The sequence below is a fragment of the Xaviernesmea oryzae genome (assembly GCF_900109605.1).
Classification (GTDB): Bacteria; Pseudomonadota; Alphaproteobacteria; order Rhizobiales; family Rhizobiaceae; genus Xaviernesmea; species Xaviernesmea oryzae.
Window position 1 is genome coordinate 1 of record NZ_FOAM01000010.1, and the last position, 17,685, is coordinate 17,685.

At 54.8% G+C, this 17,685-nt stretch carries 6 protein-coding genes, 1 tRNA gene and 1 pseudogene; all 8 read right to left on the minus strand.

The genetic code is table 11. The annotated features are described in order from the left end of the window. Positions 1 to 287, minus strand: a 287-nt coding sequence (locus BMX61_RS13515) for a transposase (protein WP_139198924.1), incomplete at its 3' end; no start/stop codon positions are given. A 298-nt stretch (positions 288 to 585) separates the two neighbouring features. Further along, complete coding sequence (locus tag BMX61_RS13520; RefSeq protein WP_170854941.1) at positions 586 to 2,073, minus strand: HlyD family type I secretion periplasmic adaptor subunit; 1,488 nt, start codon at positions 2,071 to 2,073, stop codon at positions 586 to 588. Next, positions 2,018 to 4,162 (minus strand): type I secretion system permease/ATPase, encoded by a 2,145-nt coding sequence (locus BMX61_RS13525; protein WP_407703771.1) that lies wholly within the window; start codon positions 4,160 to 4,162, stop codon positions 2,018 to 2,020. The genes BMX61_RS13520 and BMX61_RS13525 overlap by 56 nt, the downstream gene beginning before the upstream one ends. Positions 4,163 to 4,304: 142 nt before the next feature. Then, complete coding sequence (locus tag BMX61_RS13530; protein ID WP_139198925.1) at positions 4,305 to 15,092, minus strand: hypothetical protein; 10,788 nt, start codon at positions 15,090 to 15,092, stop codon at positions 4,305 to 4,307. A 21-nt stretch (positions 15,093 to 15,113) separates the two neighbouring features. Further along, positions 15,114 to 15,752 (minus strand): imm11 family protein, encoded by a 639-nt coding sequence (locus tag BMX61_RS13540; protein ID WP_170854942.1) that lies wholly within the window; start codon positions 15,750 to 15,752, stop codon positions 15,114 to 15,116. A 35-nt stretch (positions 15,753 to 15,787) separates the two neighbouring features. Further along, positions 15,788 to 16,588 (minus strand): DUF4261 domain-containing protein, encoded by an 801-nt coding sequence (locus tag BMX61_RS13545; protein ID WP_083639490.1) that lies wholly within the window; start codon positions 16,586 to 16,588, stop codon positions 15,788 to 15,790. A 311-nt stretch (positions 16,589 to 16,899) separates the two neighbouring features. Next, a pseudogene (locus BMX61_RS13550) lies at positions 16,900 to 17,255 on the minus strand (transposase); the annotation flags it as partial. A gap of 263 nt (positions 17,256 to 17,518) precedes the next feature. Beyond that, positions 17,519 to 17,595: transfer RNA gene (locus tag BMX61_RS13555), tRNA-Arg, on the minus strand. Positions 17,596 to 17,685 lie beyond the last annotated feature (90 nt).

Genomic DNA, 17,685 nt, shown 5'->3' on the forward strand with positions numbered 1-17,685 from the left:
TCGATCATGTGCTGCCAGTCATCCGTCAGCCCCAGTTCAACGAGGGTCTCAAGCAGAGCGTCCCAAACTCCTTGTTCAGCCCACCGGCGGAAGCGCACATAGACCGAGTTCCACTTTCCGTAGCGCTCATGCATATCGCGCCAGGGGCAGCCAACCCGAAGAACATGCAGCATACCGTTCAGGTATCGTCGATTGTCGTGCGAGGGCCGGGATTTCCTACCGCGTTCGGTGGGTAACAGACCCTCAATGATCCGCCACTCCATATCCGTAAGGTCGCCACGAGCCAAAGCTGCCTCCCAAAAAGCAGTCTTGAATCATGCTTCCCCTGATTTGGAAATCCACTTTGTCAACAGGGCCTAGCATAGGGAGATGCTATTAGGAGCTGCCGCTGGAAAGGGATATATGTTACTGCTCTGCGTTAATATATCGAATACCAAGGATCCTTGATCGTCTTCACGGTCATCCGTCTCTGCGCCGGGTTTTTGTCTGATCTTTGCTTGCCCTGATGAAGCTACGATGAGCTGAAAATCCTCCTTGCACAGATTAAGCCAAATCTGCCTCATGGACGCAGACGTCGGACAATTTTCACCGCTCTCGCATCGATTCATCTTCGTATTGTCGAATAGGCGAGAGCAGATATTGAATAATCCTTCGGGAGCCGGTTTTGATTTCCGCTGTCGCCGCCATCCCTGGTTTTAACGGCTCTTGTCGCCCATCGATCGTCATAAACTTGGCGTCTGGCTCAATGCGCGCCACATAGGCGGGCGACAGGCTACCAGAATCCGTCTGCGTCCCTTTGCTATCGCCGCCTTGTCCGGTAGAACCCACCGCGCGTTTGTCGTCTGTGACCACATCGGCACTCAGGGATGTCACATGCCCCTGGACGAGACCATAGCGCGTAAAGTTATAGGTCTCGACCTTGATCTGAACCTCTTGTCCCACCCGGATGAAGCCGACATCTGCGTTTGCCACCTTCACTTCCAAGTTAAGCGGCCGGTCTTCAGGAACAATCTGCATAAGCGGTTGTGCGGATGTGACAACGCCACCCAGGGTATGGACCGCCAACTGCTGAACAATTCCGTCGATGGGAGCCGTCAGTTTGGTTTCCGCCAGCCGACGTTCGGCCTTCAACAAATCCTGCGTAAATGTCCGCACGTCCTGCTCTGCATCGGATAAATCGCTCAGAACCTGATGCTGGTATTCGGCCGCGATCTGTTCCTTTTGGCGGATGAGCGATTGAGCGGCCGCGAGCAAACTGATGAGCTGGCTTTCTGCCACGACGATATCGTGTTTGGTCTCCGTGACAGGCTGCTGCGCGTCCAGCAACTGAAACCGATCGCCGACCTGTTTTTCAAACATAGCGTTCCGAATGGCCAGCCTCTCCTCAAGGATCGGCAAGGTTGCCTTCAACTTCTCCATGCTCGCACGGACCTCGTCGGCATCCGCCTGCTTTTGGGCAACCTGTTCGTTGATGGCTTCGATCCTGGCCGCCTGCTCGCTGGCCTGAGCGTGAACATAAGAACGCGCCAACTGGACCTGACTGTCGGCTATTCCCTCCGGTGGTGCGAACACACGTTCCACCTCTTCTGGTTTTCCTAATGTTTTTAGGGCTGTGAGCCGCGCCGTATCAAGCCGAGCTTGCTGCAGTTGATGGACGATCTTGTCTCTTTCCGCCAGGATTTCAGTTTCATCGAGACTGATCACAAGATCCCCGGCATGAACCCTGTCGCCATCCTGTATGTGAATTGCGCTCACGATGCCTGTTTCGAGAGGCTGGACAATCTTGATCTTGCCTGCAGGCACCAAAAGCCCTTGTGCCGACGCGATAATATCGACGTGTCCAAGGTAGGACCACACGAGGGCAAGGCAGAAGAACAGGATGATAATAAATGCTGTCGCCCTTCCGACAGGCGACGCGGGCGTCTCAACGATCTCCAGGGCGGCTGGAAGAAACTGCCGCTCCTGTTCGTGACGGGGCGGTGTCTTTGGCCATGGCAGAATATGGGCGGTTTTTTGCTCAGGCGACACTGTTGACACTCGACTGGAGACGAAGAAGCGATGCGTATCGGCCATTTGTGTTCGCAAGCTCTTCGTGGCTTCCATCCTCAACCAGACGCCCGCGCTCAATCGTCAAAATGCGATCGGCATGACGGACGGCAGAAAGCCTATGGGCAATGATGAGCACAGTCCTGTTCTGCGCGATTTGCAGCATGTTTTCCTGGATGACACTCTCGCTTTCATAATCGAGAGCGCTCGTTGCTTCGTCAAAAATGAGGATCTTTGGATCCATGACGAGGGCCCGAGCGATGGCAATACGCTGCCTTTGCCCACCGGACAGGTTGGCACCGCGCTCTCCAACAGGGGTGTCATATCCGTCGGGCAATTCGAGAATGAAATCGTGGGCGCCGGCTAGTTTTGCCGCCGCCATGACGCGTTCAATCGGCATCCCAGGATCGGCAAGGGCGATATTGTCTCTGATGGATTGGTTGAACAGGACGTTTTCTTGGAGAACGACACCGACTTGCCGGCGCAGCCAGGTGATATCGACCGCGGAGAGATCGACGCCATCGACAAGAACCCGCCCGGACTCGGGCAGATAGAGCCGTTGCACAAGTTTCGTGAGAGTGGATTTGCCTGAACCGGAAGGGCCCACGATGCCGACCGTCTGCCCCGGAGGAATGGTGATGGTGATGTCCTTCAGGATTTCCGGCCCATCCAGCTTGTATCGAAACGTCACGTGTTCGAACGAGATGCCACCGCGTAAGGCCGGAAGCGCCGCTTTTCCCGGTGCGAAGCTGGGCTCCGGATGGGTGTTTAGAATGTCGCCGAGACGCTCGACGGAGACTCGGGCCTGATGAAAATCCTGCCAGACTTGCGCAATTCGCAGTACAGGACTTGCGACACGACCTGCGAGCATATTGAAAGCCACAAGCTGACCGACCGTCATGCTGCCCTCGATCACGGCCTTCGCACCGAAATACAGGACGATGGCGGTGACGAGCTTGCTGACCAGCTGAACGCTCTGACTTGCCCAATTTCCGAGCGACAACAACCGGAAGCTTGCATTGACGTAGGCTGCAAGCTGTTCCTCCCACCGCCTTTGCATCTGGGGTTCCACGGCCATGGCCTTCAGGGTCTGTATGCCGCTGACCGTTTCCACCAGGAAGGATTGGTTTTCTGCACCGAGGTTGAATTTCTCATTGAGGCGGCGACGAAACACAGGCGTAACGCTTGCGGAAATGCCAACATAAAAGGGGAAGGACGCAACGACGATTCCTGTAAGCGCCACTGAATAAGACGCCATGACGGCGAGAAAGACGCAGGTGAAGAGGAGGTCCATGACGAGCGTCAGGGATGAGCTGGTCAGGAAGGAGCGAATGTTTTCCAGTTCGCGAACGCGGGCGACACTATCACCTGCACGTCTGGCCTCGAAATAGCCTATCGGTAGAGCCAGCAGATGATGAAACAGACGGGCGCCGAGTTCCACATCGATGCGGTTCGTGGTGTGTGAAAAGGCGTAGGTGCGCAAGCCCGTGAGGACGGTCTCGAAGATGGAAATTGTGACGAGGCCGATGATCAGAACATCGAGCGTTGTCAGACCGCGATGAACCAGGACCTTATCAATGACCACCTGGAAGAACAGCGGAGAGATCAGCGCGAAGACCTGGAGGAAGAAGGATACGACAAGCACCTCGGCAAGGAGGCGTCGGTATTTGACCATTGCCTGCAGGAACCAGGAGATATCAAACCGACGGGCGAGCGATCCGAGCTTGACACGGCGGGCCATCAAGATGAGACGACCGTTCCATTTTGTTTCGAACTCGCTGCGGCTAAGTTCCTGAGCTCGTCCGAGACGCGGATCCTGAATGATGACACCGGTCTCGGACACCTTGCCAAGGATAAAGAAGCTGCCGTCCCTCGCTTGTGCGATTGCCGGTAGCGCGGTCTTCTGAAGCCTCTCCCAGTGGCTTGAAAGAGCGCGTGCCTTAAACTCGAATTCCTTCGCGCAGCGTAGGATTTCCGCCATGTTGATGTCGGTTCCACCGAAGCGATGACGGATCTGCTCTGCATCTGCGGCCACGCCATTTAGCCGCAGAAGCAGGACAAGCGCTTCAAGCCCGCCGTTTGACGCCGGCTTACTCATACTCATTTTGCTCAACATGACGCCTCATACAGACCCTAGAGCATCGGACTGAAGAATAGTGCTCAGCTTGATGCTCTAGTTCTTTGTTTTTGCATCGGATTTCTCCGAAAACCGGTTCCACTTTTCGGTCCGATGCTCTCGCGAAACCAACGTCGGCCCCTCAATGGTGCCAAGCGGCGGCGATCGCATTTTGTAGCGTCGAGTCAGTCGGCATTTGCGTTGCTGTTGCTGGGTTGAAGCCGCTGTTATGGGACGAATAGCTGGCCATGGCAGACACAAGCTGCGTGACCTGGCTATCCAGTTTCGATCCATCCGTCGTGGCAAAGCTCTGGACCGGCGCCGTCGGCGAGTCGCCGAACCAATTGTTGATCGTCAGGTTGTCGTTGCTACTAAGGATCTGGATACTCAGGTTTTTACCAGATTGGGAGAACCAGACATTCTGGCTCGTTAGGCTGCTCGCAAAATCAACCACGCCGGTATTCTGACCGCTGGCAGCCGCAATCGTGTCCTGGCCGGCGCCCTTTCCAAACATATAGGTTTCGCCTGTGCCGCTCACCGTCGCCATATTGTTTCCACTTAACGTGATGACGTCGTTGTTGCCGGTAATAGTCGCGCTGGCTCCGGATTCGAGCTTCACGGATCCATCGCTGGTCTGGACGGTGTGACTGCCAGTCGATGCTACGTCGATCGCGTTGGTCTTGCCCGATGTTTTGACTGTTTCAGAGGTAAGATCACTGATCTGATTGCCGTCACCTGTGAGTGTTACGGACGCACCTGATTGCACGGTCACCGAACCACTTGTTATTGCAACCGTGTTGCTTAGACCGGCGAGGGTAAGCGCGGTCCCGGAACCGGCAACGGTGATAGCGTTGCTGCCATCGCCCAGAACGGTCGCGGTTTTGAGGCCGCTTTTGACGGTTATCGTCGATCCCTTCGTGATGACAGTTTCGTCAGACCCGGTCATGTCGATTGTCGTGCCATCGCCCGACGTCGTTAATTGCGAGTACGAGCCCTTGACGGTGACGGCGTTCTTGTCGCCGGCGAGGTTCAGGTGTACGTGGTCTTCGAGGGTAACCGTCGCGCCGGAGGCGGAGGCGCAGGCCCCGTCGAGGGTTGCGGCATCGATGATTGCCCCTGTTCCGTTCACGGTGACGCTCGATCTCGACCCAGATTCCTTGATGTTGAGATTATTGCCCGTAACGGTGAGGCCTGCGCCAAAGGTAACAGGACGTCCTTCGAAATCGCTATACCCATCGCTGACGTTGATGGTCGAACCGTCTGCGACTGTCGCAGTCGTCTGTTCAGAACCCAAAACGGTCAGTGTAGTACCTGACCCCAAAGCCGTGACTGTTATTGGGTATTTGGAATAGGCCGCTTTGATGTTATTTCCGGTTCCGGTCACCGTCGTCGAACTAGAGCCCCCGAGTATCAGTGTACCATTTGATATTGCGACCGAATTTTTTCCATTTGCGAGGGTAAGCGCGGTCCCAGAGCCGGCAACGGCAATGGTGTTGCCATCGCCACCAACCGTCGCGGTTGAAACGCCGGATTCGACGGTGACCGTCGACGATCCTATCGTGCCGACCGTTTCGTCGGACCCGGTCATGTCGATCGTCGTTCCGCTGCCCGAGGTCGTCAGTTGCGTGCCTTTGCCCTTCATGGTGACGGCGTTCTTATCGCCGGCGAGGTTCAGGCTCGCGCCTTCTTCAAGGGTGATTTTCCCGCCGGAGACCGAGGCAATGGCATATCCCCTGGTTGCGGCATCGATGGTTGCCCCTGTTCCGTTCACGGTGAGGTGGGAGGTCCCGAATTCCTTGATGTTGAGATTGTTGCCTGCAACGGTGAGATTTCCAGCAACGTTACTCATGGATGTGGGCGAGGATCCGACGTTCACGGTCGAACCGTCTGCCACAGTTGCAGTCACGACCCCAACCAATGCGGTCAAGGTAGTGCCCGTTCCCAGCGCGGTGACTGCGATAGAGCGTTTTGCGTCGTAAGCGGAAGCGATTATGCTATTCCCAGTGCCAGTCACAGTCGTTGAACTCTTAAAACCGTCGAGTGTGAGTGCGCCATTCGTTATTGCAACCGTGTTGCTTTCGCCCCCGAGGGTGAGAGCGGTGCCAGAGCCGGCAACGGTAATGGTGTTCCCATCGCCCTCAACCGTCGCGGTTGTGACACCGGATTCGACAGTGATCGTCGATCCCTTTGTGGCGACCGCTTCGTTGGACCCGGCCATGTCGATTGTTGTGCCATCGCCCGATGCCGACAATTTCGCGTACGAGCCCTTGACGGTCACGGCGTTCTTGTCGCCAGCGAGAACCAAGAATGCGTAGTCTTCGAGGGTAATCTTCGCGCCGGAGACAGAGGCCCTGCCGCGGCCGTAGGTTGCAGCATCGATGGTTGCTCCTGTTCCGTTGATGGTGAGGATAGGGTAACGCCCGAATTCCCTGATACTGAGATTGTTGCCCGTAACGGTGAAATTTTGGTCATCATAGCTATCAGACCCGACGTTGACGATCGTACCGTCTGCGACTGTTGCAGTCGCAGGTCCCAGGCCCGACAAAGTTAGGGTGTTGCCTGTATCCAGAACGGTGACTTCGATCGCGTAGTTTCTTATATCACCAGTCTTGATGTTATTTCCAGTTCCAGTCACCGTCGTCGAACTATAGTCTCCGAGAGTCAGCGTGCCACTCGTCATTGCAACCGTGTTTTTTTGACCCGATGCGGAAACTGTATTGCTTCGACCGGTTAGTGTAATTGCCAGCCCCGAGCCGGCCACGGTGACTGCGTTGCTGCCATCGCCCAGAACGGTCGCGGTTTTGACCCCCGATTCGACGGTGATCGTCGATCCCTTCGTAGTCACCGTCTCGTCCGACCCGGTCATGTCGATTGACGTGCCGCTTCCAGAGGATGTCAACTGCGAGTACGAGCCCTTGAGGGTGACCGCATTCTTGTCGCCGGCAAGGCTCAGGATTGCGCCTTCTTCGACGGTGATCTTTCCGCCGGAGACCGAGGCACTGGCAAGGCCTTTGGTTGCAGCATCGATGGTTGCCCCTGTTCCGCTCACGGTGAACCTGGCGTCATTCGTTGCGTTGATGTTGAGATTGTTACCCGTAACGGCGAGACTTCCGATACCGCCTGAGGATCCGGTGGCGTTGACCGTCGAACCATTCGCCATCGTTGCAGTAATTGCACCCTTGCCCGATGCGGTCAGAATATTGCCTTTGCCCAGCGCGGTGACTGCGATCGCAGATCCTGCGGAGGAGGCATTAATGTTATTGCCGGTTCCGGTGACCGTCGCCGAGGTATTGTCCACAAGTGCGAGCGTGCCACTCGTTATGGCAACCGTATTGCTTTGACCTGCAAGGGTGAGGGTCGTCCCGGAGCCGGCAACGGTGACCGCATTGCTGCCGTCGCCCTGAACGGTCGCGGCTTTAACACCGCCTTCGACTGTAATTGTCGATCCCTTCGTGCTGACGATTTCGTCGGACCCAGTCATGTCGATTGTCGTGCCGCTGCCCGAGGTCGTCAGTTGCGAGTGGGACCCCTTGAGGGTGGCGGCATTCTTGTCACCGGCTAGGTTCAGGAGCGCGTTGGCTTCGAGAATGACCTTCGCGCCGGAGACTGAGGCGCTGGCGAGGCCCAAGGTTGTGGCATCAATGGTTGCCCCTGTTCCGGTCACGGTGAACCTGGCGTCATTCGTTGCGTTGATGTTGAGGTTGTTGCCCGTGACAGTGAGACTTCCGACACCGCCTGAGGATCCGGTGGCGTTGACCGTCGAACCATCCGCCACCGTTGCGGCAATAGTGCCCTTGCCCGAAGCGGTCAGGATATTGCCCTTGCCCAGCGCAGAGACCGCGATTGCAGATCCTGCCGAATAGGCATTGATGTTATTCCCCGTTCCAGTCACCGTCGTCGAACCATTGTCGCCAAGTGTGAGCGTGCCATTCGTTATGGCTACCGTGTTGCTTTGACCTGCGAGGGCGAGGGTGGTTCCCGAGCCGGCAACGGTGACGGCATTGCCGCCATCGCCCTGAATGGTCGCGGTGGTGGCGCCGGATTCGACGGTGATCGTCGACCCCGATGTGACGACCGTTTCGTCGGACCCCGTCATGTCGACCGTCGTGCCGCTTCCCGAGGTCATCAATTGCGCGGAGGCGCCCTTGAGGGTGACGGCATTTTTGTCGCCGGCGAGGGTGAGATCAGAGCTGGCGCTGACGATGGCGGCGCCATTGCTCATCGTCACATTGTTTCTCGAACCACTGGCATTAACATTGTCAGCGGATCCAATCACAGTGACAGTGTCATCACCCTGGATGTCGATGCGGTTGGTATCGCCCGTCACCGTCAGAGTGTCGTTGGCGGCCTGTGTGACGAAGCCATTGCTCATGGCCAGGCTGTTCTTGGTTCCGTTGATTGTCAGACCGTCGCCCGCTCCTACTGCGGTGATCTTGTTCAAATCACCGTTTAGCGTGAAGCCAACAATACCGGCTTCGAGCGCAATGGCGGACTTGGAGGACGTGGCAGTGGCATTCGTGCCGACGACATCAATGCTGATGCCTGAACCTCCGGTGTTTACGCTCCCGTTCGTTCGCAAGATAATCTGGTCGCCGTTGCCGTTCAGATCCACCGTGCCGTCATCCACATAGCTGACGACAGTGTTGTTGTAGATCGAAGACACGCGCTTGGTTCTGATCGATGCGGTTTCCGATAGCTCAGTGGTCACTCCGTCGATGTTGTTCGCCGTCGTGTCTTTCGTTGTTCCCGTTGAAGACAGGGCCTTCGTCTCATCGATGCCGTTGGCGATCTTGCCGCCGAACGTGCTTTCGGTAACGGTAAACTGTCCGCTGCTCGAATTGGACGACGTCGTGATCGTCTTCACGCCGTCGGCCGATACAACGCCTGTGGACTGAAGCTTATCGATGACATAGACATCCGAATAGGTATTCTTGTCGGTCTTTGTGCCGCTTACCAGTTTTTCCTTGGTGTCTGTCGTGACGATCGACTGGCTGCCGTCGATATTGTTCGTCGTGACCTGCTGGTATCTCTCGATATATTGGTTGGCCAACGTGTCCACGAAGGACACGGTCTTGATCCTACCGTCCGCGCTGATGGTCGTCGTCTGGGTGTAAGGATTGTTTGCCCCGTCAATTAGATTGGCGGAAATCGTGACGGCACCGCTCAGATCAGTTTTGCTGATCTGCGTGCGGTTGTAGATCGCGTTTTTGTTGTCGTCCACGGCGCCATTGGTATCCCACTGGAGGGTGGAGGTCAGCCCGTCGGCGCTCGTGGTCAATACGCTCTTCTGATGCAGCGTTCCGTCGGAATTGAGTTCAACGATCGTATCGACCTGGCTTCCGTCGCCATTTTTGATTTTCGTCTCGGTGCGCGTCCGGTCCGTCGTGCCGTCCGCATCCAGATCATAGAGCGTCGTAATGACCAAGCCGTCGGCGCTTATCGTCGTGTTCACGGTGCCTTTCGCGACACCTGCTGACGTCTTGTCCACCAGGTTCTCGACGCTGCTTCCATCGATACCGGTCGTAATCGTCTCGACCTGCTCGTAGATGCCATCGCCGTCGGCATCCCGCTGGATGGTTTTGGTGAGATGATCTGCGCTGGCCGTCGTGATCACCGTGTCTTTCAGCTTGCCGGCGCCATTCGGATTACCAGTCACATCATATTCAGTGATGGTTTCCACGTGCGAACCGTCAAGATTATTCACAGTCTTATCGACACGTCGAACGGTATAGGCGCCTGTGCCGCCGACATCGATGAGCTTCGTGACGGTCAGACCGTTGGCGCTCGTCGTAGTCTGCGACTGCGACAAGAGCTTGCCGCCGTTCATGTCGGTCTTGACTTCGGTCCTGCTTCCATCGGCGTTCAGCGCGGTATTGTCTGTCTCGACCTGATCATAGCTTGTCCCTGAGCCTGCCGTATCCCAGCTGCGGGTGACCTTGAGCCCGGTCGCGTCGGTCGAGATCAATGTCCTGAACTGGAGGTGGCTTGCCGCGTCGTAGGTCGTTTCGGATACGGTCTGCGACCCGTCCGTGTTCACGACGGTGTTCTTGGTCACAGTCCGGTAGAGCGTGCTGTCTGCAGCACCCGTATAGAACTGCTGCTTGACGTTCAGGCCGCCAATCGATTGCTGCGTGACTTCCCGCGCAACAACCGTATTCGAGGCGTCGCTATAGGTGACGGTGTCGATCGAACCGCCATCCGCAGTCAGAACACTCGTGTCCGTCACGGTCTGGTCAAAGACAGCGGCGCCGGAGCTGAGTTTGCCCGTCGTGTCCCGTTGCGTCGTCTTGTGGGTGCCGACACTATCCGACCATGTGAGATAGGTAACCTGATCCTTCAGTGTGATACCGTCCGGAGCGTAGTCCTTGACGGTTTCCAGCTTGCTGCCATCTGCACGGACTTGGCTGGTCTCGATCCAGTCGTTCTTTCCATTCCCGTCAACGTCTCTATCAATTTCTACAGACGTACCGTCCGCGCTGGTAACGGTCTTTGTGGAATCGTGAAGTGTTGAACCGTAAAGATTGTTGGTGATCGCCGTCTGCGTGCCATCATCAGCAAAGCTTGTCGATGAATTGATGGTATTGCTAACGAAGACACCGCTCTGCGCGCGGACGGTCGACGACGTCAACGTTTTGGAATGCGTGGTCGTGGCAGTTTGGAAGATCACGTTTCCGGCGGCATCCTTCGCAGTCACCGTTTCGGTCTGGCTATCGTCGGCGCCGAGCGTGATGAGGTCATCGACCGTCTCCTGCAGCGACATGCTGTTGGAGCCGTTGGAAAGTCCAAAATACTGGGTGGTCTTGCGCAACCCATTTGCCGCCTCCCAGAGCACAGTCTTGTCACGTGCCGCGACCCAGCTTGCGACGAAATCCTGCGAAATGGTGATCTGGCTTCCGTCCGCTTGCAACGACTTGGTGACGCGCTTGTCGACCACGCCGTCACCATCGATATCCTGTGTGACAGCGACAACGCTTTTGTCGGCGCTGATCTTGGTGATCGCCTTGCTCACCAACAGGTCGGTGACCTTGTTGGCGCCTAAACTGCCGCTCTCTGCAAAGACGGAAATTGTTTCCGTTGTCGCCCCGGTGTAACCACCGGCACTGTCCACGTCGTAAGTGACGACGTCCGTGTCCTTTTCGTTATAGACAAAATCGGTTGCGGATTTGCCGACCGCGCCATTGATATCGGTCCATACTGTCTTTGAAAGACCGTTTGAGGACGTCACGGTTTTCGTAACCGACTTCAGCGTCGTGCCTGAAGCGTTATGCGTCAGATTCTGCGCTCCGTACCAGTTGGTGACGACTTCGGTCTGGCCGCCATCGACATTTATAGTCGTTTCGTCATCCGATGTTTGCGTCACATAGCTTGGCACACTGGTCGCCGAGACCGATCCAACTGCCTTATATTGTGCGATTTTGGAAAGGTTATTGCCCGATACCGTCGTCGATGTTGAACTGACAAGAGTCGTATTGGTATTCGATAGGGTCTTTGCGTTGTAGGCATTGCTCACCACGCGGAGATCGGTGAGTTCGGTCTTGGAGCCATCGCTGTTGTAGACGATATTATCGGTCGTGCGGCGATTGTAAGCGCCCGTTCCCGTCTCATCTGTCCAGGTCGTCGTGGAAAGCCCATTGGCGGACTTGATGCTTTCGCGCTGCGACAGCATGACCGCCGCCTTCGTCGAGAGATTGTAGCCGGCCTGCGTGGTCTTCGTCGTCGTCGAGCCATCATCGTTCACGTGAGCGACAACGGTGACATCCGCCTTGCCGTCACCCTGAGAGTCGATCGACGTTGTGACCGTCTGGTGGTCGGCGCTGGTCACGATCGTGGCGCTGGAAAGAAGTTTTGTGTTGGCGCCGTTATGACCAAGGTTCTGATCGCCCCACCAGACCGTCGTCGCAACCGTTTTGACACCAGCCGCTACCGTGGTCTCCAGATCCGTTGTGTGGTCGAACACGGCAATTCCTGAGCTTCCCGTCAAGCCGCGGCTATCGGACTTGCTCAGCACCGACAGACCGTTGGAACTGGTCGTTGTCTGTGAAACATCCAGCAGCGTTCCATTAGCGCTTTTGTCTTTGACAGTCCGCACGCGATTGCTGGCGGCGTCGACGACCGTGATGTCGGAATGCTCTGTTGCCCCGATCCCACTCCCGGCCAGGGTCACATCGGTCGTCACCGAGATGCCGTCCGCACTGGTTGTGGAAACGGCCTGTCTGATGAGCGCCCGATTATGGGCAAAGTTGCTGACGGTGGTGACCTGTGCGCCAGCACTGCCCGGAACGACCGCGATTGTCTGGTCGTCCCTGCCATCACCATTTGTATCGATATGCGTGGTGATGGTCTTCTTGTCGGCGCTCGTGTCCTTGGAGACAGACGAGGCCACCGCTCCGGAATTCCACTTTGTGGTGATTGTTTCCTTGCGCCCACCGTCCGATGCGAGCGTTGTCGCGTCCACCGTTGTCGTCAGGTACGCCACCGCGCCCGTGGGAGACTTAAGACCGAAGTCGTCCGTGCTCGTGGTGATTGTCAGGCCGTCGGTACTCGTCGTTTGAACATTCGCGGTCATCAACGAACCATCGCTGCTCACCTTCTGCGCGGTGACAGTTGTGCCGGCGTTGGTTGAAATGGTGACAGCTGTCGAAGTGGAGTCGATCGTGCCGTCGCCATCTGCATCCAGCGTCCGAGTAACGGTCGCGCGGTCCGCGCTGACCGTTTTGACAGTCTGCTCAAGCGTCTTGCCGTTGCTGCTCGCAGTTGTGACCGTTTCGATGCTACTGGCACTGGTGTTGGGGTTGAGCTGAATGACATCGGTGACAACCTTGTCGAAGGCCTCTGCCGAACTTGTCGCCGCGCCGACATGGTCAGTCGATGTCGTTTTTGTCAGTCCATCCGCTGAGGCCGCGATCTTGACCGTGCCAGCAATCGAGCCGTCCCGGTTCAAATGGGAAGTCGTATTCGACGTTGCTCCCGTTGCAGCCTGGACATAGGTTTCGACCGTGTCGTCATGGCCATCTCCGTCTGTATCTACGCTTGTGGTAATCGTGACGTTCTTTGACGCATCCGTCGTTGTCACCGTGGTCACGCGCGAGGTCACGACGACGTTGTCCGTACCATAGTTGGTTTGCGTTTCTGTCGTCGTCGATCCCGAGGTTTTGGTCACATCGGTCATGAAAGCGTCGACGACACCATCCGCATTGGTGTCATAGGCAAAGTCGCTGTGCGCGCCGTTGGCATCACTATAGGTCGTGACAGTCGTGATCTTCGTCTTTACGCCCGAGTCGTCTGTCTCAACCAGCGTCTCGACGGTCTTGCCATTGTTCGACGCAGAGGTATCTCCGAGCGAAACGCTACTCGTCTCAAATGCGAATGTCGCGTCGCCCGCGAGACCGGTTGTGCCGTCGGTCTTGATGAACGTGGTTGTGCCGGTAATCTTTGAACCGTCGGCGAAGGTTTGCCCGGCGCCAAACGCCATGAGGTTGATGGAAGCGACGCCCGCTTGCGCCAGCGTCAGAACCTTGCCATCGACGAGCACGCGGAACTTGGAAAAGACCGCGTCGTTGGCATCGAGCTTGCCGTCGTGGTTGCTGTCAAAGAGATGCGCAATGGCTTCGAGGTCGGATTTTGCAGACGGATCCCAAGCCTTGAAATCGATCTCATTCAGACCATCGATCTTGTTGTCGCCATTGACGTCGATCGCAAGAACGCCCTCGCCATCCGCGGCCCAGGCCGTGTGGTTGACACGGCCATGACCGGTCATGTCGTAGTAATGCGTGGACGCGGCAAGCGTCTTGATCGTCAGGCCCTTGCCCGAGAGATCCAGGAGGACAGGCCTGTCATCTCCATCGTCGTCGTTGCTGTCGTTGTCGTCTCCGCGATCATCACCATCATCATTATCGTCGTCGCGGTCGTCGCTACCGTAATCGCTCTGCCAATCATCGTCATTGTCATCATCGTCGTCGAAATTATCCTGCCAGTTATCGTCATCATCGTCCTGCCAGTCGTCGTCATTCCAATCGTCGCGACTATTCGCGCTAGGCTGCGGCAGTTGCGGCTCTGGTTCCGTCAATTCTCGCAGCGTGACAGGTGTATGAACCGGAGAAACAGGATCAACCGTGACAGCCGTTTGCGGCGCCTGATAACCACCCGCAGTGGTCCTGTTGATCGCAGCGCCTAGGTCAGACGAAGCGACAGTGGATGCTTGTGGCTGCGAGGGGTCTAGGTAGCCGTAATTACTCGGTGAAACACTAACCGTCTCATCCTGGTACTCAACCGTGCTCGCACTGGATGTCAGCCCTTGGGCGTTTATGGCATCAATGAGCTCCTGTTCGCCGCCATTAAGTGGCTGCGCGTCTGTAAAATATTCCGTAACTGCCCATACTGGTGTTGATAAAGCAACTTCGACTACCCCGAGCAAAACGTCACTTGCTGTTAATACTCCAACACCAGTAATCTTTGCTGCTTGTGACTCAACGCCACTGATAATATTTTGGAGATTTTGATATGCGGTCGAATTCTGATAGAAGGCGTTATTGATGTCGTTGGCTAGCTGCCGTGCAGTTTTTTCGTCCAAGCTTAAAGAATCAAGTCTGTTTGTGAGCAAGCTCTGGCTCTTTAAAGCTTCTCGCATCTCGTCTTGGAGATTGATATATTCTTGTTTAATAGCTGATTTTACAGATAATGCATTATCTCCCAAACCAGTGAGAAAGCTATCTGTAGCGCTGGTAATTTCTCTGAGCGGTTCGGTGTACGAGTTCAGGTGTCCGCCGGTGTGTGCAGCCCATCCAGTTTCATTCGCAAGCTGCTGCGTCGTCGGCAATTTTTGAATATTTCGTTCTATGTCGTCTTTCTGCAAATCGAGTTCTGTGAACACTTCTTTGTATTTATCGAATATTGATTGAGGAATGACATGATGATTTTCGTATTCTGCCACCTTGCTCTCCCGTAAAATAATTTATTGATTCAATTCAATTTGACCAATTTCCCTGAACGAAATATTCTTTATTTCCTTTTCTCTGCATTTGTTTTTAAAGTAATGCGTGCAAAAAAAACCTCCAGAATATTCTGCTAACCGAAATAGACGAGCGTCAATCATTTCAATTTCTCTAAAATTAAAATACGTCTCACGAAGTATCATGAAGCTCCCAATGCTTGAGAGTATTACATTTGATTTTTCAAAGTTAATGGCATCTCTAAAGATTTTTATTGTAGAGCATAGCCAAAGCTCTGGTCCGGGCTCGCCGTTTTTGTATTCAGTCGCGCACTTACGGAAGTCGCATGTCCTTGGCGCCACCTCTTCGATCAACACTTTAAACTTTCCTGAAATGAAAAGAAATCCATCAATATATTCTATGTCTCGGATTGGACGTCCGAGCTTGGAGTCAATAATGAAATGTGGTGCTTCTGAAAATTCTGGAATTGTCCAGGGGCCGCGTGTGATAGAAAACAGACCATCAGGCCAGCCATCCTTTGCTCTTATTCCTGACTTGTCAGGTTGGAGTGTGTTATAATTTACGAAATTCCAGCCTGGACCACGATTACTTCCTCTCGGCTGTAATTCATAAACTTTTAAATCGGTTCTTGATGGTCCCAAGATTGTCGCTCTTTCGTGGCTGGGCTGACATTATTTCATTGAAAATAAAGTCCATAAACGTCTGCATCGTGGAGAATAGATCTCACGAGTGCCACGCGCACCGCTTCGCTAGACCCGATGCTGAGTGTGTCTCCATCTTTCAATGTCATCTTCTGCTCCAACAGACTTGCGCCGACCGTCAGAAGAAAGGGATGAAGCTCAGCTGGAGATCCGGTAAATCCTCTTGCTTCAATTTCTAATAAACCGAATTCAGTAAGGCCCTTCGTCGAAGCCATAATTCCGGGTCGCGGAAAACTTCCATCTTTTTCGCGCGCGAAGAAGCAAGACAGGAACAGCATCGGAGCCGGCCGATCGCCCTCCTGCAGAATGTGCGACACCAGTTTCGCCGGTAAAAGCGTACCTGAGGAGGCATAATGTACGCCAATGGCGGAAGGTGAGGCAAAAAGAACGCTTTGGAGTATGCGCTGAAGGGTCAGCGCGCGAGCCCGAGCGCCATCGCCCGCAGCAACCGACACCACAATATGCGCGCTATGGCGACTGAGTTCATCCCACGCTGTGGGCCAGAACCATGCATTGACAAAGGCAGGATCTGTTTTCGCCATCGGCGCATTTGCTTCAAAGCACATGACGCTGCAAACAAACCCTCTATGGAAAAAAACGAATAAAGGATCCTTATCTTTATTACTGGAAATATCAGCTGAACAGTCAGGAAAATTATTCCGCAAAGCATTTCGCAAATTCGCCTGATCTGAAAAACCAAAATCTCGCAAGAACACCACGGCTATCATTGATTCAGAATTTCTTTTATCTTTAATTCTGCTATCGAAATGCGACATTATAAACGATCTTTCTGCCCACTTAATGATTTATTTACCTAAGAATGCATAGTGTGAATCAAGTGATTCTATATATAAGCCTTATTATATTGTCGATAACATGTCCCGCATCTTTGTGGAGCAATCAGATTAGGACAGTGACGCTGTATTTGTGTCGCTATCAGGCACGTTACGAAATTCATAATTCAAGGGGTTTTGCGAAGTAAATAATTTTCATAACATTGCCGGCACCAAACTATTTTCTATATTAGCATCGTATTTTATCATTTTCGTGAAGCTTGGCGTCCCTGAATGAGGCTTGGTTGCAGATGCTATGAGGCGGACACCGACTGCCCTCGTGTCATTAGACCCTGAGCCGAAAGAACTCTATAAGCATGGCACCTTGCGAGCCTGCTGCTGAGAATGCGGATGTGGGCAATAAGCATGTAGGCTTCAGCAAAAACCATTGATTTCTCCACTTCTTGGTCAGTCGCTTGCATTGGCCAAGTCAGGCGAATGTGTGCTCTACGACCCAGCAATACGGCAGCACTTCGATGCCTTTTGTCTTGTCTATTCGCTTGACGATTTGCAACGTGTACTTCGCGCTCCTACGCAACGCAGCTCGCAGCTTCAGACCGGCATAACCACCATCGGCCAAGACGTGCCTGAGCCACGGCCAGCGTTTCAATCGCGGATGCGACAGCGGTCCTTATCTGCCAGAGAACTTCATGTCGGTCGAACCCGCGAACTTGACGCTACGGCTTGCGACCGACGGTTTCGTGCCACAACTTAACTTCAAGCAAGTCGGAGATGAACAAGCGGAGCGAGATTTGAAGGGCACGTCTGATTGTGGACGCTTCGCATGTTTAGCTTGGGCTTCTGCCAGCCGAAGGGGAGCAGATTGCCCTGATTTTGCCAGATGCCGCGGGCGTTCGCAGTTCTGTACTGAAATGGCGCACCCGACAGGATTCGAACCTGTGACCTTTGGAATCGGAATCCAACACTCTATCCAGCTGAGCTACGGGTGCATCCATCGGCCGCCGAGGCGCCGAAGCAGGTGGATGAGGCGTTCATAGCCTAGCTTGCGGCGGGCTTCAATGGGAAACCGGGGCTTTCCG